The sequence below is a fragment of the Providencia sp. TYF-12 genome, from assembly GCF_041344805.1.
Classification (GTDB): Bacteria; Pseudomonadota; Gammaproteobacteria; order Enterobacterales; family Enterobacteriaceae; genus Providencia; species Providencia huashanensis.
Map to the genome: position 1 here is coordinate 4,313,251 of NZ_CP166833.1, position 20,057 is coordinate 4,333,307.

At 41.3% G+C, this 20,057-nt stretch carries 21 protein-coding genes; 10 read left to right on the forward strand and 11 right to left on the reverse strand.

Annotated elements, in window-relative coordinates; genetic code table 11:
* Positions 1-13: 13 nt before the first annotated feature.
* Both ftsH and rlmE read right to left on the reverse strand, forming a co-directional pair.
* Positions 14-1,999 carry an ATP-dependent zinc metalloprotease FtsH gene (ftsH, locus tag ABE954_RS20170; protein WP_071548693.1) on the reverse strand — a complete coding sequence of 662 codons (1,986 nt, stop codon included), beginning with the start codon at positions 1,997-1,999 and terminating at the stop codon, positions 14-16.
* Between the two features lie 57 nt (positions 2,000-2,056).
* Positions 2,057-2,686 (reverse strand): 23S rRNA (uridine(2552)-2'-O)-methyltransferase RlmE, encoded by a 630-nt coding sequence (gene rlmE / locus ABE954_RS20175; protein WP_004905912.1) that lies wholly within the window; start codon positions 2,684-2,686, stop codon positions 2,057-2,059.
* Positions 2,687-2,821: 135 nt separating this feature from the next.
* Between rlmE and yhbY the strand changes: the two genes are divergently transcribed.
* A complete protein-coding gene (gene yhbY, locus ABE954_RS20180) occupies positions 2,822-3,115 on the forward strand; it encodes a ribosome assembly RNA-binding protein YhbY (protein WP_004905914.1) in 294 nt (97 codons plus the stop codon).
* Between the two features lie 119 nt (positions 3,116-3,234).
* Here the strand turns inward: yhbY and greA are convergent, their stop codons facing one another.
* On the reverse strand, positions 3,235-3,711 hold the full coding sequence (gene greA, locus ABE954_RS20185; protein ID WP_042845748.1) for a transcription elongation factor GreA: 477 nt from the start codon (positions 3,709-3,711) through the stop codon (positions 3,235-3,237).
* Between the two features lie 247 nt (positions 3,712-3,958).
* Here greA and dacB point away from each other — a divergent pair, with 247 nt between their 5' ends.
* Positions 3,959-5,407, forward strand: a complete 1,449-nt coding sequence (gene dacB / locus ABE954_RS20190) for a serine-type D-Ala-D-Ala carboxypeptidase (protein ID WP_042845749.1) — start codon at positions 3,959-3,961, stop codon at positions 5,405-5,407.
* A 61-nt stretch (positions 5,408-5,468) separates the two neighbouring features.
* Here the strand turns inward: dacB and cgtA are convergent, their stop codons facing one another.
* The 3 genes from cgtA to rplU form a co-directional block, all read right to left on the reverse strand.
* A complete protein-coding gene (cgtA, locus tag ABE954_RS20195; protein ID WP_042845750.1) occupies positions 5,469-6,644 on the reverse strand; it encodes an Obg family GTPase CgtA in 1,176 nt (391 codons plus the stop codon).
* Between the two features lie 166 nt (positions 6,645-6,810).
* Complete coding sequence (gene rpmA, locus ABE954_RS20200) at positions 6,811-7,068, reverse strand: 50S ribosomal protein L27 (RefSeq protein WP_004905922.1); 258 nt, start codon at positions 7,066-7,068, stop codon at positions 6,811-6,813.
* A 19-nt stretch (positions 7,069-7,087) separates the two neighbouring features.
* Positions 7,088-7,396 (reverse strand): 50S ribosomal protein L21, encoded by a 309-nt coding sequence (rplU, locus tag ABE954_RS20205; protein WP_004905925.1) that lies wholly within the window; start codon positions 7,394-7,396, stop codon positions 7,088-7,090.
* A gap of 334 nt (positions 7,397-7,730) precedes the next feature.
* On the opposite strand from rplU, the gene ispB reads away from it, so the two are divergent.
* Complete coding sequence (gene ispB / locus ABE954_RS20210; protein WP_042845751.1) at positions 7,731-8,702, forward strand: octaprenyl diphosphate synthase; 972 nt, start codon at positions 7,731-7,733, stop codon at positions 8,700-8,702.
* A gap of 30 nt (positions 8,703-8,732) precedes the next feature.
* On the opposite strand, the gene ABE954_RS20215 is transcribed toward ispB, so the two are convergent.
* On the reverse strand, positions 8,733-9,095 hold the full coding sequence (locus ABE954_RS20215) for a DNA-binding protein (RefSeq protein WP_166686945.1): 363 nt from the start codon (positions 9,093-9,095) through the stop codon (positions 8,733-8,735).
* A 133-nt stretch (positions 9,096-9,228) separates the two neighbouring features.
* Positions 9,229-9,576 (reverse strand): DNA-binding protein, encoded by a 348-nt coding sequence (locus ABE954_RS20220; protein ID WP_042845753.1) that lies wholly within the window; start codon positions 9,574-9,576, stop codon positions 9,229-9,231.
* Between the two features lie 513 nt (positions 9,577-10,089).
* Between ABE954_RS20220 and ABE954_RS20225 the strand changes: the two genes are divergently transcribed.
* Entirely contained in the window at positions 10,090-10,362 is a 273-nt protein-coding gene (locus tag ABE954_RS20225; RefSeq protein ID WP_042845755.1) for a helix-turn-helix transcriptional regulator, read from the forward strand.
* 466 nt (positions 10,363-10,828) lie between these two features.
* On the opposite strand, the gene mdh is transcribed toward ABE954_RS20225, so the two are convergent.
* On the reverse strand, positions 10,829-11,767 hold the full coding sequence (gene mdh / locus ABE954_RS20230) for a malate dehydrogenase (protein ID WP_042845761.1): 939 nt from the start codon (positions 11,765-11,767) through the stop codon (positions 10,829-10,831).
* A 494-nt stretch (positions 11,768-12,261) separates the two neighbouring features.
* On the opposite strand from mdh, the gene argR reads away from it, so the two are divergent.
* The 4 genes from argR (at position 12,262) to ABE954_RS20250 (ending at position 16,236) form a co-directional block, all read left to right on the forward strand.
* Positions 12,262-12,732 carry a transcriptional regulator ArgR gene (gene argR / locus ABE954_RS20235; protein WP_042845763.1) on the forward strand — a complete coding sequence of 157 codons (471 nt, stop codon included), beginning with the start codon at positions 12,262-12,264 and terminating at the stop codon, positions 12,730-12,732.
* Between the two features lie 83 nt (positions 12,733-12,815).
* Positions 12,816-13,229: a DUF6122 family protein gene (locus ABE954_RS20240; protein WP_048605829.1), complete on the forward strand. Its 414-nt coding sequence runs from the start codon at positions 12,816-12,818 to the stop codon at positions 13,227-13,229.
* Between the two features lie 105 nt (positions 13,230-13,334).
* Complete coding sequence (locus tag ABE954_RS20245; protein WP_071548887.1) at positions 13,335-15,059, forward strand: arylsulfatase; 1,725 nt, start codon at positions 13,335-13,337, stop codon at positions 15,057-15,059.
* A 1-nt stretch (position 15,060) separates the two neighbouring features.
* Positions 15,061-16,236, forward strand: a complete 1,176-nt coding sequence (locus ABE954_RS20250; protein ID WP_048605828.1) for an anaerobic sulfatase maturase — start codon at positions 15,061-15,063, stop codon at positions 16,234-16,236.
* 81 nt (positions 16,237-16,317) lie between these two features.
* Here ABE954_RS20250 and mpl read toward each other — a convergent pair whose 3' ends face one another.
* On the reverse strand, positions 16,318-17,700 hold the full coding sequence (gene mpl / locus ABE954_RS20255; protein ID WP_371025673.1) for a UDP-N-acetylmuramate:L-alanyl-gamma-D-glutamyl-meso-diaminopimelate ligase: 1,383 nt from the start codon (positions 17,698-17,700) through the stop codon (positions 16,318-16,320).
* A 164-nt stretch (positions 17,701-17,864) separates the two neighbouring features.
* Between mpl and fbp the strand changes: the two genes are divergently transcribed.
* Positions 17,865-18,872 (forward strand): class 1 fructose-bisphosphatase, encoded by a 1,008-nt coding sequence (gene fbp, locus ABE954_RS20260; RefSeq protein ID WP_042845769.1) that lies wholly within the window; start codon positions 17,865-17,867, stop codon positions 18,870-18,872.
* Positions 18,873-19,083: 211 nt separating this feature from the next.
* Complete coding sequence (ppa, locus tag ABE954_RS20265; RefSeq protein WP_042845770.1) at positions 19,084-19,614, forward strand: inorganic diphosphatase; 531 nt, start codon at positions 19,084-19,086, stop codon at positions 19,612-19,614.
* Between the two features lie 94 nt (positions 19,615-19,708).
* Here the strand turns inward: ppa and ABE954_RS20270 are convergent, their stop codons facing one another.
* Complete coding sequence (locus tag ABE954_RS20270) at positions 19,709-20,056, reverse strand: gamma-glutamylcyclotransferase (RefSeq protein WP_042845772.1); 348 nt, start codon at positions 20,054-20,056, stop codon at positions 19,709-19,711.
* Position 20,057 lies beyond the last annotated feature (1 nt).

Genomic DNA, 20,057 nt, shown 5'->3' on the forward strand with positions numbered 1-20,057 from the left:
CTTTTCCGATAACTTATTGTGGCTTGTTATCGTTATTGTCTGATGGGTTTGATTCATCAGTATTGTTGCTTGGCTCTTCAGCATTATTTTTTGGTTCTTCAGTTTGAGGTTTATCAGCAACTTTATCGCTATTTGACGCACCTTTGCCAAATGTTCCAGTCACGTTACTGACTTTTTTGTCCTCATCCCAACCTGCTGGTTCACGTACTGGACGACGATTCATTAAATCATCAATCATTGGCATATCGATAGTTTCGTATTTCAACAATGCGTCTTTCGTTGCATGCAGAATATCAATATTGTCTTCCAGTGTTTTATAAGCCAATTGGTAGCAGTGGTCTAAGATTTTCTTAATTTCTTCATCAACAATACGCGCTGTTTCATCAGAAATACCTGAACCATTACCCGCAGAACGACCTAAAAATGCAGGGCCTTCTTCTTTTGAGTATTGCATTGGACCTAAACGGTCTGAGAAGCCCCACTGAGTCACCATGTTACGCGCTGTATTCGTTGCAAACTGAATATCAGAAGAGGCACCCGTGGTGACTTTATCTCGCCCGTAAATCAGTTCTTCTGCGATACGACCCGCATATGCTGTCGCAATCATCCCTTCCAGTTTTAAGCGGCTACGGCTAACTTCATCACCTTCTGGTAAGAAGAATGCCACACCCAGCGCTTGACCACGTGGAACGATTGTGACTTTGTGAACAGGGTCATGCTCTGGCATTAAATGACCGATAATCATATGGCCACCTTCATGGTAAGCCGTTGATTCTTTTTGTTCTTCAGTCATCATCAGAGAACGACGCTCAGCACCCATCCAAATTTTATCACGAGCTTTTTCAAATTCGACCATAGAAACGACACGCATATTTGCGCGAGCTGCGAACAATGCCGCCTCGTTCACTAGGTTGGCTAATTCTGCTCCAGAAAAACCAGGGGTTGCACGAGCAAGGATGAAAGTATCAACACTTGGGTCGATAGGAACACGACGCATATGCACTCTCAGAATTTGCTCACGGCCACGAACATCTGGCAAGCCAACAACAACCTGACGGTCAAAACGACCTGGACGTAATAACGCTGGGTCAAGTACGTCTGCACGGTTAGTTGCGGCAATAACAATAATACCTTCGTTACCTTCGAAACCATCCATTTCAACTAGCATCTGGTTCAGGGTTTGTTCACGTTCATCATGACCACCACCTAAACCTGCACCACGTTGGCGACCGACAGCATCGATTTCATCAATAAAGATGATACAAGGCGCAGCTTTTTTCGCTTGTTCGAACATATCACGAACACGAGAAGCACCAACCCCCACAAACATTTCCACGAAGTCTGAACCGGAAATAGTAAAGAATGGGACTTTTGCTTCACCCGCAATAGCCTTTGCAAGTAGTGTTTTACCTGTACCAGGAGGCCCTACCATCAGGACGCCTTTAGGAATTTTACCGCCAAGTTTCTGGAAGCGAGCAGGTTCACGTAAAAACTCTACGATTTCACCGACTTCTTCTTTCGCTTCATCACACCCTGCAACGTCTGCAAATGTTGTTTTTATCTGATCTTCCGTCAACATGCGGGCTTTACTTTTGCCGAATGACATTGCCCCCTTGCCGCCGCCACCTTGCATCTGGCGCATAAAGAAAATCCAGACACCAATCAACAGAAGCATTGGGAACCAGGAAATGAAAATAGATGTCAGTAAGCTAGGTTCTTCTGGTGGTTCACCAACGACAGTCACATGCTTATTCAGCATGGTGTCTAACAGCTTCTCATCCTGCATAGGAAGATAAGTTGTATAGCGGCTATTATCAGCCTTTCTGACGTTCAGTTCACGACCTGTGATACGAACTTCACGTACCTGATCCTGGGCTAACTCATTGATAAACGTAGAATAATCAACTCTGCGACTATTCGAATCGCTTGGGCCAAAACTCTGGAACAAGGACATCAGAACAACTGCGATGACTAACCAGAGAATCAGGTTTTTCGCCATGTCACTCAAGGGATTAACCTCATATTACAACTGTGTTAACAAATAACGCTCAGGGTACTATAGTTTTAGCCCTGTCGCTACAATGTATACTTCACGTGACCGTGCCCGCGAAGATTCAGGTTTACGAACTTTTACTTTCGTAAACAGGGAGCGGATATCCCTAAGGTAATCGTCAAAGCCTTCTCCCTGAAACACTTTAACAATGAAACTCCCCCCAGGCGCCAATACAGCACGGCACATATCCAATGCTAATTCAACCAGATACATAGAGCGAGGAATATCGACCGCAGGTGTCCCACTCATATTTGGGGCCATATCTGACATGACCACCTGTACTTTTTTGTCGCCTACTCGTTCTAGCAAAGCGGCGAGCACTGCCTCGTCACGAAAATCCCCTTGAAGGAAATCAACGCCAACGATTGGGTCCATCGGTAATAAGTCACAAGCAATAACACGCCCATTATGACCTATTTGGCTGACAACATATTGTGACCAACCACCAGGGGCTGCTCCTAAATCAACAACGGTCATACCTGGTTTAAATATTTTATCACCTTGCTGGATTTCCTCCAGTTTAAACCATGCACGTGAGCGTAGCCCTTTTTTTTGTGCTTGCTGAACATATTTATCACTAAAATGTTCTTGCAACCAGCGACTTGAGCTTGCCGAACGTTTTTTATTGGCCATTGTGTCTTCCAACTATACTAAAAGATCTACACCTATGTTGCTGCTTCTTTACCATCGAACAGATATAATTGATGGTGATAGATATCAGATGGCGGTAGAATAAGCCATTTTCAATACTAACCAAGCAAAAAATCGATGAATCTTAATAAAAAACAAATTCAGCACCTAAAAAGTCTCGCTCATCACTTAAACCCTGTCGTTATGATTGGCAACAACGGTTTAACCGAAGGTGTCTTAGCTGAGATTGAACTCTCACTAGCGCATCATGAGCTTATCAAAGTCAAAATCGCAGGCGAAGACCGTGATACTAAAAATTTGATCGCTGATGCGATTGTTCGCGAAACTGGTGCAGTAAATGTACAAATCATTGGTAAAATTCTTGTTATTTACCGCCCTTCGGCGGATCGCAAAATCATTTTACCTAAATAATAACCCATCATTTATATAAAAATGCCATTGAAAGCATGTTTTATATGTTGAAAAAGGCCGCCTGCGGCCTTTTTCTTTAAATCCGGGGAAATAATATAACCAATTCAGTAAAATAGGAATCAGATATACTCAACTTTAAGAATTTCGAACTCTACATCCCCACCTGGGGTTTTGATTGAGACGACATCGTCAACCTCTTTACCGACTAAACCACGTGCTATTGGTGAATTGACTGAAATCAGATTAACTTTAATATCAGCCTCATCATCACCAACAATACGATACGTTAGCTCTTCGTCGGTATCAACATTTAATACTGTCACTGTTGCGCCAAAGATCACTCGACCGTTATTAACCATTTTGGTTACATCAATCACTTGTGCGTGAGAAAGTTTACCTTCGATTTCTTGGATACGGCCTTCACAGAAGCCCTGCTGCTCACGAGCCGCATGATATTCTGCATTTTCTTTTAAATCACCGTGCTCCCGCGCATCAGCAATTGCGGCGATAATTTCTGGGCGGCGAACAGATTTCAGGAACTCCAGTTCCTCTCTTAGTTTGTCCGCACCAAGTACTGTCATCGGGATCTGTTTCATTAATAAATACCTCGGTTCAATCCTATCTAAAAATAAGTATCTTCCTGATTTTGTAACAACAGCACACCGAACACCTCTGTATAACAGGGGGGTGTTCTAGGTAAAAAAACTCAATCAGACTTATGTACTCATTTATCTTATCATAATGTACGCTATTTTAACTGAGACTTAATAGCGGGTCACCGTTTACTTTATTAGGCATTACACTTTAGTATGTGCTGTATGTCCACCCTAATGCGTGAAATATATGTCATTATTAACTTTAACCAGAAAATGGATAATCACTTTAGGGATCACCCTAGCCAGTAGCCAAGCTTTGGCGATCCCAATTGATGAATACAAGCAGTATCTACCTGACGGCACTAACCTTGCTCTGGTCGCGCAAACGGTGGGAAGTAATACCCCATTAATTGATTATAACGCCCAGCAAATGGCTCTTCCAGCGAGCACCCAAAAAGTGGTGACGGCACTTGCAGCATTGTTGCAATTGGGGCCAGATTACCGTTTTGTTACCAATTTTGAAACGAGTGCAAAACTGAGCAACAATACACTGACAGGTGACTTAGTCATCCGCTTCAGTGGTGACCCAACGTTAACTCGCCAGCAAATTCGGAACATGGCAAATGCGTTAAAACAGCTAGGGATCGAAAAAATTGATGGGGATTTGATCGTCGATATTTCCGCATTTACCAGCCACGATAAAGCACCTGGCTGGGTATGGAATGATATGACCCAATGCTTCAGTGCGCCACCTGCTGCCGCTATTATCGACCGCAATTGTTTTTCTGTATCCCTATACCCTGCTGAAAAAGCAGGTGATTTTGCCTTTATCAAAACAGCTAGTTTTTATCCTGTTAACATGTTCAGTGAAGTCAAAACATTGGCAAAAGGCTCTCCCGAAGCCCGTTATTGCGAACTTGACGTCGTACCCGGTGAGTTAAATCGCTATACTTTAACAGGTTGCCTTACTCAACGTAGTGACCCCTTACCTCTCGCTTTTGCGGTGCAAAATGGAGCTAGCTACTCAGGGGCAATTGTCAAAAATGAGCTCACTACCGCAGGCATCGAATTAGTCGGTCATATAAAAAAACGGACTCAGCCAACAGCTCAATCACAAGTGTTAGTCAAAACAGAATCTAAGCCCTTACATGACTTATTGAAAGTAATGTTAAAGAAATCCGATAACATGATTGCCGACACTGTTTTTCGTACCATTGGTCGCGAATATTATGGTGTTCCAGGAACATGGCGCTCAGGGTCTGATGCCGTAAGGCAAGTTTTGAAACAAAAAGCGGGGATCGATCTTGGCAATACTGTCATGGTCGATGGCTCAGGGTTATCACGCCATAATTTAATCACCCCGGCAACGATGATGGAAGTTTTGCAGTTTGTCGCTAAAAACGATCAACAGCTCGATTTTATCTCTATGCTCCCCTTAGCAGGTCATGATGGGACATTACGCTATCGTGGTGGTTTTGATGAGGCGGGCGTTAATGGGAAAGTGTCTGCCAAAACAGGTGCATTACAGGGGGTTTATAACCTAGCCGGCTTTATTACAACAGCCAGTGGGCAACGCGTAGCATTTGTACAGTTTATTTCTGCTTATGCCGTACCACAGAGCCAACAACGCAGTCGTCGTGTACCGTTAGTGCGCTTCGAAAGCCGTTTGTATAAAGATCTGTACCAGAAAAATTGATCAATCAAAATTTGGTAATTAAAAAAGGCGCCTTTGCGCCTTTTTTATGTCTCAACGATAACTATTTCTGGTAAATGATTTCGACGCCTTCGTCGTCATCTTCATCCCAATCGTCATCCCAGTCATCATCAATATCTTCAGCGCCAGAAAGCTGTTCTTTGTGATAATCATCCCACATGAACTCGACTTTTTCTGGTTGCGGAGCATCTTCAGTGGTTGCCATATCGCGTGGCTGAGTATTCATAAATTCCATGATGTCCCAACAAAGTGCTTTTACACCTTCATGGTTAACTGCTGATATCATGTAATATTTATCTTCCCAACCCATTGCTTTAGCAATTTCTGCTGCGCGTTGTGCGGATTCTTCTTCACCTAAGATATCGATCTTATTAAAGACTAACCAGCGAGGCTTCGCAGCCAGTTTTTCACTGTATTTTTCTAGTTCACTGATGATGATCTTGGCATTTTCGACAGGATCTGATTCATCAATAGGACAGATGTCGATCAAGTGTAATAAAACACGACAACGTTCTAAGTGTTTCAGGAATTGGATCCCAAGACCTGCTCCTTCCGCAGCGCCTTCGATCAACCCAGGAATATCCGCGACCACAAAACTTTGTTCGTTATCCATACGCACCACACCTAGGCTTGGCACTAAAGTTGTGAATGGATAATCAGCTACTTTTGGCTTAGCGGCTGATACAGAACGTATAAATGTTGATTTACCTGCGTTTGGCATACCCAACATGCCTACGTCAGCTAATAGCATCAGTTCTAACAGTATTTCGCGAGTTTCGCCCTTCGTCCCCATAGTGCGTTGACGTGGAGCTCGATTTACTGAAGATTTAAAACGTGTATTCCCAAGGCCATGAAAGCCGCCTTTAGCAACCATATGGCGCTGTTCATGGCGGGTCATGTCACAAAGGATTTCATTAGTGCCTAAATCGCGTACACGCGTTCCTACAGGGACTTTAACCGTGATATCTTGACCACGCTTACCGGTACACTCACGACTTTGACCATTTTGCCCACGTTCTGCACGAAATGATTTTTCAAAGCGATAGTCGATCAGGGTGTTGAGGTTTTCATCTGCTTGCAAGTAAACATCACCACCATCACCACCATCACCTCCGTCAGGTCCCCCTTTCGGAATGTATTTTTCACGGCGGAAGCTGACACAACCATTGCCACCATCTCCTGCCACGACTAATATTTTGGCTTCATCTACAAATTTCATAATTCTCTCTCCGTTTCTGAGCCATATAACGCTGGATGGCTGTTTTACTCAGAGATGGCGTATTTTTTAATACGAGTGCACTTCATTAGAAACAAAATGCCTGAATATAAAAAGCCCCGCAAAAGTTTTTTGCAGGGCTTTAATTCTGAATTAAAGATCAGAAAACTTATTCAGCTTCGATGCTGATAAATTTACGATTGTTTGGACCTTTAACTTCAAATTTAACTTTACCATCCGCTAATGCGAATAGAGTGTGGTCACGGCCACAACCTACGTTGTTACCTGCGTGGAACTTAGTACCACGTTGACGAACGATGATGCTACCTGCTAATACAGCTTCACCACCAAAACGTTTAACACCTAAACGTTTTGCTTCTGAGTCACGACCGTTACGAGTCGAACCACCAGCCTTTTTGTGTGCCATTAATCTGCTCTCCTAAATCTTAAGCGATGACAGTGATCTTAACATCAGTGAACCACTGACGATGACCCTGTTGTTTACGGCTATGTTTACGACGACGAAACTTGACGATTTTTACTTTTTCGCCACGGCCGTGTGCAACAACTTCCGCTTTCACTTTAACGCCTTCAACGACAGGAGCGCCGATTTGGATCTCATCGCCATTAGCAACCATCAGAACTTGATCAAATTCAACAGTTTCACCTGTTGCGATGTCCAGCTTTTCTAGGCGGACAGTTTGACCTTCGCTAACTCGGTGTTGTTTACCACCACTTTGGAAAACCGCGTACATATTAACTCCGCTTTCCGCGTACCCGTTAAATATCTCAATTCCAGAGCACGCTATAAAATATTCACAATAGGGCGCGAATTCTACGCAAAAAAGCATCAGAACACAAGCCTATAATGCGGTTAGATGACAAAAAATACGACTTTTTTCTCAATAACCGTTTTTGAGCATTGATTTCACGCTTATTGCTTCAATTGTTACTTATTTAAACATTTTTTGCATCACACCTGATAATCTTATTATTAATAATGTTATGCTAATACCATAACTGTTATATCGGTCTCCCGATTTTTTATTCAGGGAATGAACCAAAAACTAATAATATGAATAAATTACGATGAATTTAGAATCTATTATTGAACTAACAACTGAAGATATGTCTGCGGTAAACGAGGCTATTCTCAGTCAATTGAATTCAGATGTTGCGCTAATTAACCAACTTGGTTATTACATTGTCAGTGGTGGTGGCAAAAGGATCCGGCCAATGATCGCTGTGCTTGCAGGGCGAGCACTCGGCTATTCTGGTCATAAGCATACCCAAGTCGCAGCCTTGATCGAGTTCATTCATACCGCAACGTTATTGCATGATGATGTTGTCGATGAATCCGATATGCGTCGTGGAAAACAAACCGCTAATGCCGTTTTTGGTAATGCGGCAAGTGTTCTTGTCGGTGATTTTATTTACACTCGATCCTTCCAGATGATGACAGATCTTGATTCAATGCGGGTGTTAAAGCTGATGTCTGAAGCGACTAATGTGATCGCCGAAGGGGAAGTATTACAGTTGATGAACTGTAACGATCCCAATATTACTGAAGAAAACTACATGCAAGTGATCTACAGTAAAACGGCGCGTTTATTTGAAGCTGCAGCTCATGCTTCTGCTATTTTAGCCAATGCGACGCCAGAGCAAGAAAAAGCCTTGCAAGATTATGGTCGTTATATTGGTACGGCATTTCAACTCATTGATGATCTTTTGGATTACGATGCAGATAATGCGCAATTAGGTAAAAATACAGGTGACGATCTTGATGAGGGTAAACCAACGCTCCCTCTTCTTCACGCCATGCAACATGGTAATGAAGAAGAATCTGCTTTGATCCGCCAAGCGATCGAGCAAGGCAATGGACGCCACTTATTAGATACCGTCCTCGCAACGATGAAACGTTGTGGCTCCCTTGAGTATACCTATGCCCGCGCACAAGAAGAGGCACAAAAAGCCATTGATATGCTAGATGTTATTGATGATTCTATCTATAAAGAAGCATTAATTGGCCTAGCGCACATTGCCATACAACGCCATTCCTAAGATTCACTCATGCGATGCGAGAAAGAGGAGTTATTTTTCCTCTTTCTCTTCTTCACCAATTTGAGCAAGAAGTGATGATAAGCCGTAACGCAAGATATATTTGACAATTTTATTGCGTTCAGCCTCCGTCAATTGGTAATAGGCTTCTGACCAAATTTGCAGTGCATCTATTCTTTGGCTTTGGTAAGTCACCGATGGCTCACATAAACTGAGTTGCCCTTGAATTTCATCAGGTAAGCTCTCTACATAATATTCAACAGCCTTACCTTGAACGCCCCGTTTGCGACGATGCTTCCAGCTTTCTCGTCTTGCCATTAGGTTTACCCCCTGAGGCGATGTAGGGAGACCTTCTAGCCCTGCTAATTCTTTTGCAGTGAACCACAATTTTTTCATATTTTCACTTTCACGCTTATATTATGAAACCTGCTGTTGCAGCTTTACCAAATCGTCAACTGTTAAAAAAATTTTAGACTCAATATAATATTATTTTTATATACTAATTATTTGCATCTTAAGTATTTGTAAACTATTTATTATTAATTAAATCGATTAGTGCTAAAGCCCCTTCACGCATAATGAATGTCAAAATAATGTCACGCTCCTCGTTAGAAAGCTGGTTATATGCCTCCTGCCAAATAAACGAATTATCATTTCGTTTGACTTGATAAGGTGCAGAAGTTTCATTCACAAACTGGCTTTCAAAAATATCGATAGGCAAAGAACTAATATGATATTCCAACGCTTTTCCTTGAATCCCCCGCCTTTTACGGCTGACCCAATTTTCTCGCCTTGCCATCGCATTAATGCCTTGAGTCGTCATGGGAAGCCCTTGCAACCCAACCAACTCCTTTGCAGTTAGCCATTCCTTGTACATGCTGACCCTCCTAGTCATGATGACAATTTATTTCTAGTTGCTGAAAACTATCTATATTTTCTTAAAAACATTAACTCATTCATTTTATTTATAACTACAAATAATAATATACAAATAATATTTGTTATTAGTATTCTAATTTCTTTTAATAACAGATAATTAAATGATTTACTCGCTAATAATTTAACTAATTTTATTGAGTAATTTATATATATTACTAATACAAGTAACGGATAACATTAAATACGCCATTTCCACTACTAACTCGAAAGAGTTAGTTTTAATTTCAAAGTTTTATCCTAATTCACAATTATTAACACTGACTTTCTATTTAGTTTCACAAAAACCCCGACAGTTTCATAAAATGAAGTTTTTAGAAAAAACTGGAAATTATTTTGGGAAATTTCTGTTATTTTATTTCCAATAACAGGGAGTTTGTACTGAATGTATCACAGTTTCCCGTTACTCGTACCATTAACTCTACATTATTCTGAGCGAAAAAAGGACTAAAAAATGATTTTACGGAAGTCGGACTGGCATCCAGCAGACATCATCGCCGCTTTACGTAAGCGTGGAACAACTCTGGCCGCTATTTCTAGAGAGGCAGGTCTTAGCTCTTCTACGTTAGCGAATGCACTATCACGCCCTTGGCCTAAAGGGGAATGGATCATTGCCAATTTTTTAGGTATCCATCCTTCTGAAATTTGGCCTAGTCGGTATTATGACCCTATCTCGGGGAACTTATTAGAAAGGAAAGTCAGAGATAAAACACAAGTAGAAAGCTAAAAAAATAATGAATATAAAGCCATTGTTATGAGTTATTATCGGTGGCTTTATATTCTTATACTAACTGATTAATACTAATTGATTAAGTTGAGACAATTTTTATCTAAACCCAAAAACCTTATTGATGGGGCGTTATATTAAGTCATCTATATTTCTTCACTCGATTTGCAATCTCAATATTTCCCCTACAGCCCATTAACTAACAATAAGATGCCCCATATCATTAAGCAGCCAAAAACCACTTGCTTACATCATCGATTATAAATGAGTAAAACAATTAGCCCCTATACAATATTGGCTGGCGTCTATTTTGCATCCATTACTATGGGAAATAAGTACTCATAGATCTTCATTGGAGTCAGTACATGAGGTGAAGAATACCGTGGCGTGGTGTGACAAAAATAAAAAGGTTGAGTTCTATAGACTTGAACTCAACCTTTTTTTAGTTAGAAAAAATTAATTGGCATTAGCCGTTAATAAATTTTTCGCCTAACTCAATGTCTGCTTTTAATACACTTAACATTTCTTTTAGCGCATTTTCTTCAAACGCACTTAATTTACCCACTGGTAAGTGTTTTTCGATACCATTTTTACCTAAAACAACTGGTTGTGCGAAGAAGCGTGCGTGCTCACCATCACCTTCGGTGTAAACACATTCAACAATATTGCTTTCGCCTTGTAGGCCGCGAATTAAAGATAAGCCTAAGCGTGCTGCTGCTTGGCCCATAGACAGAGTCGCTGACCCGCCACCGGCTTTAGCTTCAACAACTTCTGTACCTGCATTTTGGATACGCTTAGTCAGAGCTGCAACTTCTTCGTCAGTGAAGCTAACACCTTCAATTTGTGATAATAAAGGAAGAATTGTCACACCTGAGTGACCGCCGATTACAGGAACTTCGATGTCATTGACATTTTTGCCTTTTAATTCAGCAACAAAAGTATTAGAACGAATAATATCCAGTGTTGTCACACCGAATAAACGATTCTTGTCGTAAACACCTGCTTTTTTCAGTACTTCTGCTGCAATTGCAACTGTAGTATTCACAGGGTTAGTAATAATACCAATTAACGCTTTCGGGCAAGTTTCAGCGATTTGTTGGACCAGATTACGAACAATACCCGCGTTAATATTAAACAGGTCAGAGCGATCCATGCCTGGTTTACGCGCAACACCCGCTGAAATAAGAACAATATCTGCACCTTTTAGCGCCGGTTTTGCATCTTCACCAGCAAAACCTGTTACTTTAACATCAGTAGGGATGTGGCTTAAGTCAGCAGCAACACCTGGCGTTACTGGTGCGATGTCGTAGAGGGAGAGTTCTGAACCTGCTGGGAGCTGGTTTTTGAGAAGAAGGGCTAGAGCCTGACCGATACCACCTGCTGCACCTAGGACTGCAACTTTCATTCTGAAACTCCTTAATTTGTACTTTAAAAAGATATCACTTTATTTGTTATACACTTAACACATTACGTATAAAAAACAATTTGTTAACAGATAGAGAGAGAGTTTAACGCTAGAGAACTTGTCTACTAATTGCCAGTATTCTAAACAAATTCCTTATCTGTTAATGAGATAACGGGCACTTTTTTAACAAATAGTTTTTCTTACTATTGATTTTCGCACAATAAGTTGTTTTTACTGTTTATTATTCAAACAAAATCATTTTTATTAACAACAATTTTACAATATTTATTGCGTAAGTTCATTAGCCTATTATGCTGACGCTTAACTATGGGCAAACAAGATAAATTAATGTTTATCATTAACCTCTCCATGGCTCTTTAACTCAAGGGCACATTGAATACTGTTTATAAAATCATCATAACGCAATTTTGTTGCATAAAAATGCACTTTTACGGATAATACAACTCAGTTTAATGCCGAAGAATGGGTTAATTATGCGCACTCCGTCTAAACAAGAAGACTTGGTTAAGGCTTTTAAAGCCCTATTGAAAGAAGAGAAATTCAGCTCACAAGCTGAAATTGTCACAGCTCTCCAAGAAGAAGGCTTCGAAAACATCAATCAATCAAAAATTTCCAGAATGCTGACAAAATTTGGTGCGGTTCGCACCCGTAATGCAAAAATGGAAATGGTGTATTGCCTACCGACAGAGCCCGGTGTTCCTACTGCTACCAGCCCTCTCAAAAATTTGGTGTTGGATATTGACTATAACCCTTCAGTTGTCGTCATTAGAACTAGCCCAGGTGCCGCACAACTTATTGCACGTTTACTAGACTCTTTGGGGAAAGCGGAGGGGATTTTAGGCAGTATCGCGGGAGATGACACGATTTTCTCTACACCTGCAAATAACTTCACAACGCAAGAACTGTATGAAGCTATCTTAGCGTTGTTTGAACAAGAATTATAATTTTATCGATATTCATTGATATGAAGAGGGAAGTCTTATTTCCCTCTATTTTTTCTGCCCCCTAACTGCTTTGGGACTTCGCTGTGTTATTCGACATTTTCCGTAACCTCGTACATTATGGTTTCCATTTTTTGATGCCAATTCTATTTGCTTATTTATTTTGGCGAAAAAATTGGAAGATCGCAGCGTTAATCATGATAGCGACTATGGCTATCGATTTAGACCACCTATTAGCAGATCCAATTTTCGACCCTGAGCGTTGCGGTATTGGCTTTCATCCTCTTCATTCCCTTTGGGCTGCTATTGCTTATGTGGTGTTATTATTTATGCCTTCATGGAAGCTCAAGGCTGTCGCTGTAGGTTGCTTATTCCATCTTTTTACAGATTCATTAGATTGTTATATGGGCAGTCTCAAAAAAGAAATGAATGCCCCAATCACGTTGAGCTTAGCTGTCACACAATGCCCTATTTCTATGCCTTCCTTGAGTGTTAATTAAGCTTTCATTTATACCATAGATATAATTCCAAAGAACGATAGTCATCCATAGCAACAATATCTAATGTTAATGAAACAATTTATTAACAATTGAGGCCATGGAATGATCAAAAAAACACTATTAGCCGTTGCATTAAGCAGTGCAATATCAAACTTTGCTTACAGCGCCCCCCTTGAAAAACCTAATATTTTAATCATTATCGCCGACGATATGGGGTATTCCGATATCAGTCCTTTTGGCGGTGAGATCCCGACACCTAATTTACAAACAATGGCAGAACAAGGTGTCAGAATGAGCCAGTATTACACCTCACCGATGTCTGCACCTGCACGCTCCATGCTACTCACTGGCGCCACCAATCAGCAAGCTGGTATCGGTGGAATGTGGTGGTACGAAAATACAGTCGGTGAACCAGGCTATGAATTACGGCTAACTGATCGCGTTGTTACCATGGCCGAGCGTTTCCAAGATGCTGGCTATAACACACTGATGTCAGGGAAATGGCACTTAGGCTACAGTTCTGGCTCCAAGCCAACCGATAGGGGTTTTAACCAAGCTTTTGCCTTTATGGGAGGTGGCACTAGCCATTTTGATGATGCAGTTCCTCTTGGTACCGTTGAAAGTTTCCATACCTATTACACGTTAAATGGTAAGAAAACCGCTTTACCTGCGAATTTTTACTCCAGCGAAGCTTATGCACAACAACTTGAAAAATGGATCAAAGAAACACCCAGTGAACAGCCCATTTTTGCTTATTTAGCCTTCACGGCTCCCCATGACCCCCTACAAGCACCAGATGACTGGACCCAGCGTTTTGACGGTCAATATGATGAAGGCTATGGGAAAATTTACCGGCAGAGAATCAACCGATTAAAAGAAATCGGGATTATTACAGATAAAACGCCGATGCCTCACCTTGATTTAGATAAAGAATGGGAACAACTCACCCCCGAAGAAAAACGCTATGCCGCTAAAACCATGCAAGTCTACGCCGCCATGATAGCTAATATGGATGAGCAAATTGGCAATGTATTCCAGACGCTAAAAGAAACTGGGCGAGATAAAAACACCATCATTATTTTTGCCACTGATAATGGAGCTAACCCTGCTCAAGGCTTTTATTACGAGGGCGACCCTGCATTTTGGACGCAATTTGATAATAGCTACGAAAACTTAGGTCGTAAAAATTCATTTATTTCAGCAGGCCCTCATTGGGCTAATGTTAGCAATGCTCCGTATGCCAATTACCATAAAACTACTAGCGCACAGGGTGGCATTAATACCAATTTCATTATCAAAGGCCTTGGTATCCATAAAGCGGGTAGTATTGATAATACCCCTATGGCCGTTTATGACATCGCGCCAACCTTATATGAATTTGCCAATATTGACCCCAATAAAAAAATTAAAAATATCAACCCAGTCCCCATTAGAGGAGTTAGCTTTAAACAACATTTTACCCAAGATATCCCCGTTAAAACCCGCTATTCATTTGCCATGGAATTACATAATCAGGCAGCCTTGGTTGAAGGTGATTGGAAACTACGCCGCCTTGTTCCAAACTCGGCAAAAGCAGAAATGGCGCCATGGGAGTTGTTTAATTTAAAAAATGATCCGCTAGAAACGCAAAACGTTGCAACACAACATCCGAAGATCCTTGAGAAACTTCGTCAGCAATATGAACAATTTGCTAAAACTGGCATGGTGATTGAAGCCAAAGGAGAAGCCATTGATTATATTGGTTATGATGAAAAAACAGGTAACTATATTGGTATCGACCCCAAAACGCATAAACGTATTATTCCCTCAGTGAATCAATCAGGGGAATAATATGAAAATCGCCTTTTATGATAGCCTTTCTTCGTTTTCACCGCCCACAAGGGCGGTTGTCCCTTTTCATATTTTGCTTAAACCTGTTGGGGCGGGTTGTAACCTGAAATGTGATTATTGTTATTATCCAGAAGACCAATTACCTAGACCTAAACCCATGATAAAAGAGATGTTAGAACCTTTTATCCGTAATTATATTGCTTCTCAACCAACCTACAGCAAAGAAATTAATTTTGTGTGGCAAGGTGGAGAGCCCCTACTTGCTGGGTTAGATTTTTATAAAAAGGCCATTGATTTGCAGCAAAAATATGCACCAAAGCATGTGAAAATCTCTAATAGTCTACAAACCAATGGTACCTTGCTCACCCCTGCATGGTGCCGCTTTTTAAAGCAGCATAATTTTATTATTGGTGTGAGTTTAGATGGACCAAAAGAAATACATGACCGCTATCGTTTAGACAAAAAAGGCCAGCAAGGTAGTTACAACGCCGTCCTAAAGGGCATAAGGCTTCTACAAGAGTTTGATATTGAATTCAACATCTTGACGGTTGTACATGATGCCGTAGCCAATCAAGCACAAACCATCTATGAGCACTTTATTCAGCTTGGTGTAAAATTTATTCAATTCCAACCATTAATGACCGAAGGTAGTGCGCTTGAACATCAATTTACATTGACGGCTCCTAATTGGGGAAAATTTTTAACTGATATCTATTTACACTGGAAATCTCAACGCCACGTTGGCAATGTACATGTGATGAACATTGAGCACGTTTACAGCCAGTATTTTACCCATGTTAGCCAGACTTGTGTCCACTCAGAACGCTGTGGTACTAACTTGGTCATGGAAGCTCAAGGGCAAATATTTGCCTGTGACCACCAAATAAATAGTAGCCATCACATTGGGAACATCTTAGAACAAACACCTTTGAGTGAACTCGTCCTCAATTCTATAGAACTACCTTTTGGGCAAAATAAAAGCACCCGCAGAGAATGCCAATCTTGTACGGTAAAAGCGGTTTGCCAAGGCGGATGCCCAGCGCATATCAATTCGATGGGGAAAAACAAGTTATGTGAAGGCTATTTTCAGTTTTTTAATACTGTTATGGCACCGCTAAGGAAATATGAACGTAGTATGCGCGGCGTTCAACAATGGCGGCAAGAAATAGGGTTTTAACGAAGGTTAGTATTAACCAAAAGCCCCTATCTCACAAACTATGATAGGGGGCTTATTTACAGATAAATACGGTTTAAACCATTACTCATCTAATTCTATTTCGGCTTTAGCCTTTAAACCCGCAAGCAATTTGCCATGAATGCCACCAAACCCGCCATTGCTCATCACGAGAATATAGTCGCCAGGTTGAGCCGTCTCAATGACCATATTTGTCAAAGCGTCAATATCAGCGCTCCAACGAGCAGGTTGCACGCATTTCTCTGCAATATCCGTTACCATCCACGGAATATTAGCAGGTTGGAATAAAAAGACTTCATCTGCACGGCCTAAGGCTGGCGCAATATCATTTTTGTTAATCCCCATTTTCATGGTGTTCGAACGAGGTTCGAGTACGGCGATAATGCGTGAAGTCCCCCCCACTTTGCTACGTAATGCTTCTAATGTTGCCAAGATAGCGGTTGGGTGATGAGCAAAATCATCATAAACACTCACACCATTCTCAACACCACGCAGCTCTAACCGCCGACGTGCATTGATAAACTTATCCAAAGCAAGGCAAGCTTCCTTGGCGGGGACGCCGACATGATGTGCAGCGGCTATCGCCATCAATGCATTTTGAATATTGTGATTGCCCACTTGTGACCAAGTGACTTCACCCACTTTCTCTTGTTGATAGTAAACCTCGAAATGGCTACCATCATGATTCAATTTTACTGCCTGCCACTCACCATGCTCACCACCAACAAGCTCCTGTTCACTCCAACAGCCCATACCAATGACTTGTTTTAAGTGATTGTCATTATCTGGTGTGAAAATTTTGCCGCTGGCTGGAATGATACGAACCAGATGGTGGAATTGCTTTTGTATCGCCTCAAGGCTTTCGAAAATATCCGCATGGTCAAATTCAAGGTTATTCAGGACTAACGTTCTCGGGCTGTAATGAACAAATTTAGAACGCTTATCAAAAAATGCACAATCATATTCATCTGCCTCAATAACAAAAAATGGGCTTTCCCCTATTTTTGCCGACACATCAAAGTTACCGGGGACACCACCAATTAGGAAACCAGGCTTATAACCACAATCTTCTAACACCCACGCTAACATACCCGCGGTAGTGGTTTTTCCATGCGTCCCTGCCACCGCGAGCACCCAGCGTTCTGGTAATACATGGTCATGTAGCCACTGAGGACCTGAAGTGTAAGGTAAGCCTCTTTCTAATACAGCTTCAACACAAGGGTTACCACGCGTCATGGCGTTACCAATAACCACCATATCCGGTACTGGGTCGAGTTGTGAAGGGTCATAACCTTGAATGAGTTCAATGCCTTGATTTTCAAGCAAAGTGCTCATTGGTGGATACACATTTGCATCAGAGCCCGTGACTTTATGGCCTAGAGAACGAGCCAATATTGCTAAGCTACCCATAAAGGTACCGCATATACCTAAAATATGTATGTGCATTCTTTTTCATCCAATTAGCATGAGGTTTGTCACTATTCTACCCATCAATAGCAGGTTTATAAATGCATTAACCTATTAATCTTTTTTTTATTTAGTTAAACTCTCTGCGCGCGAGGGTACAATACCCCGCAAAACCTTTGTCAATTTTATTCAGGACCTTCGTCATGAAAACATTAGGCGAATTCATCGTCGAAAAGCAACAAGATTTTCCTCATGCAACAGGTGAGCTGACATCATTACTATCAGCAATCAAACTGGGCGCTAAAATTATCCATCGTGATATTAACAAGGCTGGGCTGGTAGATATTCTTGGCACCAATGGTGTTTCGAATATTCAAGGCGAAGTCCAGATGAAGCTAGACCTGTATGCAAACGAAAAACTGAAAGCGGCTTTAAAAGCCCGCGGAGAAGTTGCCGGTATCGCCTCTGAAGAAGAAGACGAAATTGTCATTTTCGAAGGAGATCGTGCTGAAAACGCAAAGTATGTCGTTTTAATGGACCCATTAGATGGTTCTTCAAATATCGATGTAAACGTTTCCGTTGGGACAATTTTCTCAATTTATCACCGTATTACACCAATTGGGCAACCAGTTACTGAAGCGGATTTTCTACAGCCAGGTCATCGCCAAGTTGCTGCCGGTTATGTTGTTTACGGTTCTTCTACTATGTTGGTATACACCACTGGCGTTGGCGTCCATGCATTTACCTACGATCCTTCTTTAGGTGTTTTCTGCCTTTCTCATGAGAAAGTCATGTTCCCATCAGAAGGTAAAATGTACTCTATCAACGAAGGTAACTACATCAAGTTCCCAATGGGTGTTAAAAAGTACATTAAATACTGCCAAGAAGAAGATAAAGCGACAAACCGTCCTTATACCACCCGCTATATTGGCTCTTTAGTCGCAGACTTCCACCGTAACTTGCTTAAAGGGGGGATTTATATTTACCCAAGTACAGCAAGCCATCCAAATGGTAAACTGCGTCTTCTGTATGAGTGCAACCCTATTGCATTCTTAGCTGAACAAGCCGGCGGTAAAGCAAGCGATGGCGCTAACCGCATCCTGGATATTATCCCTAGTGAATTACACCAACGTGCTCCTTTCTTCGTAGGAACAGAGTCAATGGTGGAGAAAGCAGAATCATTCATGCGTGAGTTCCCTGACACCGAATAATTCATATAACTAGCTAATAGGCGGGGCTTCCCGCCTTTTTTGCCCCTTTTTTTCTCCAACTAGTGAGTTTTCCCCCCTTTTACGGCTATAATGTCCCCACGTTATCTACCCTGAGATTTAACTTGCATGGAAATAAGTCATTAATACCGTTTCCACCAGCAGCTTAAAAGTCAGCAGGTAAATTCATTATTCACACAAAGGATACACTTAAATGGGCCTGAACAATGTACCGGCAGGTAAAGATCTGCCAGAAGATATCTACGTTATCATCGAAATTCCAGCTAACGCAGACCCTATCAAATATGAAGTTGATAAAGAATCTGGCGCGCTGTTTGTAGACCGTTTTATGTCAACAGCAATGTTCTATCCATGCAACTACGGTTACATCAACAATACTCTGTCTTTAGATGGCGACCCAGTTGATGTGTTAGTCCCTACTCCATACCCATTACAGCCGGGTTCAGTTATTCGTTGTCGCCCAGTTGGGGTTTTAAAAATGACTGACGAATCAGGTGAAGACGCTAAATTAGTTGCTGTTCCACACACTAAATTAAGCAAAGAATACGACCACATTAAAGATGTGAACGATATCCCTGAACTACTGAAAGCACAAATTACCCATTTCTTTGAACACTACAAAGATTTAGAAAAAGGTAAATGGGTTAAAGTTGACGGTTGGGATAACGTAGAAGCCGCTAAAGCAGAAATTATTTCTTCTTTCGAACGCGCTGCAAAAAAATAATTTTCCCTTAGGGTCATTGATTGTTAAAAGCTCTGGTAAATACCAGAGCTTTTTTATTTTATTAACAAACTACAAAGCCTAAATGGCTAAACGTTTATTCTTCTTCATTACGTTTAAGCCAGTCACCACTTTTTATGCGGCGCAGACCATCAACAGAATGTTTATATAGATAAATCCAAGCGTTGCCATATGGCGTCGAAATTAGCTCCCTCGCATAATCTTGGGAGTTTTTCTTTAGCTCATCTAGCTCTGTTAAGATAGATGGGTTAATACGATATACCTCGCACTCTATCACCCCATCCCCCTTAACCACCGCAGGATAAAACCCAAGATCATACAGTTCATAGCCTTCTAGCTTATGCTCCCCTAACAGTTGAGCATAAGTCATCCAGTGATGATTACCTTGCTTTTGCCTTAAGCTGCCATAAACAATTACACGCATA

What these genes read in the sequence shown, in the direction of transcription:
- rlmE (WP_004905912.1), bottom strand. Translation starts at nt 2,686, where the DNA reads ATGGCCAATAAAAAACGTTCGGCAAGCTCAAGTCGCTGGTTGCAAGAA.
- ABE954_RS20270 (WP_042845772.1), bottom strand. Translation starts at nt 20,056, where the DNA reads ATGCGTGTAATTGTTTATGGCAGCTTAAGGCAAAAGCAAGGTAATCAT.
- ABE954_RS20225 (WP_042845755.1), top strand. Translation starts at nt 10,090, where the DNA reads ATGATTTTACGGAAGTCGGACTGGCATCCAGCAGACATCATCGCCGCT.
- rpmA (WP_004905922.1), bottom strand. Translation starts at nt 7,068, where the DNA reads ATGGCACACAAAAAGGCTGGTGGTTCGACTCGTAACGGTCGTGACTCA.
- ispB (WP_042845751.1), top strand. Translation starts at nt 7,731, where the DNA reads ATGAATTTAGAATCTATTATTGAACTAACAACTGAAGATATGTCTGCG.
- rplU (WP_004905925.1), bottom strand. Translation starts at nt 7,396, where the DNA reads ATGTACGCGGTTTTCCAAAGTGGTGGTAAACAACACCGAGTTAGCGAA.
- ABE954_RS20215 (WP_166686945.1), bottom strand. Translation starts at nt 9,095, where the DNA reads ATGAAAAAATTGTGGTTCACTGCAAAAGAATTAGCAGGGCTAGAAGGT.
- mpl (WP_371025673.1), bottom strand. Translation starts at nt 17,700, where the DNA reads ATGCACATACATATTTTAGGTATATGCGGTACCTTTATGGGTAGCTTA.
- yhbY (WP_004905914.1), top strand. Translation starts at nt 2,822, where the DNA reads ATGAATCTTAATAAAAAACAAATTCAGCACCTAAAAAGTCTCGCTCAT.
- fbp (WP_042845769.1), top strand. Translation starts at nt 17,865, where the DNA reads ATGAAAACATTAGGCGAATTCATCGTCGAAAAGCAACAAGATTTTCCT.
- ftsH (WP_071548693.1), bottom strand. Translation starts at nt 1,999, where the DNA reads ATGGCGAAAAACCTGATTCTCTGGTTAGTCATCGCAGTTGTTCTGATG.
- ABE954_RS20220 (WP_042845753.1), bottom strand. Translation starts at nt 9,576, where the DNA reads ATGTACAAGGAATGGCTAACTGCAAAGGAGTTGGTTGGGTTGCAAGGG.
- cgtA (WP_042845750.1), bottom strand. Translation starts at nt 6,644, where the DNA reads ATGAAATTTGTAGATGAAGCCAAAATATTAGTCGTGGCAGGAGATGGT.
- argR (WP_042845763.1), top strand. Translation starts at nt 12,262, where the DNA reads ATGCGCACTCCGTCTAAACAAGAAGACTTGGTTAAGGCTTTTAAAGCC.
- mdh (WP_042845761.1), bottom strand. Translation starts at nt 11,767, where the DNA reads ATGAAAGTTGCAGTCCTAGGTGCAGCAGGTGGTATCGGTCAGGCTCTA.
- ABE954_RS20250 (WP_048605828.1), top strand. Translation starts at nt 15,061, where the DNA reads ATGAAAATCGCCTTTTATGATAGCCTTTCTTCGTTTTCACCGCCCACA.
- greA (WP_042845748.1), bottom strand. Translation starts at nt 3,711, where the DNA reads ATGAAACAGATCCCGATGACAGTACTTGGTGCGGACAAACTAAGAGAG.
- ppa (WP_042845770.1), top strand. Translation starts at nt 19,084, where the DNA reads ATGGGCCTGAACAATGTACCGGCAGGTAAAGATCTGCCAGAAGATATC.
- dacB (WP_042845749.1), top strand. Translation starts at nt 3,959, where the DNA reads ATGTCATTATTAACTTTAACCAGAAAATGGATAATCACTTTAGGGATC.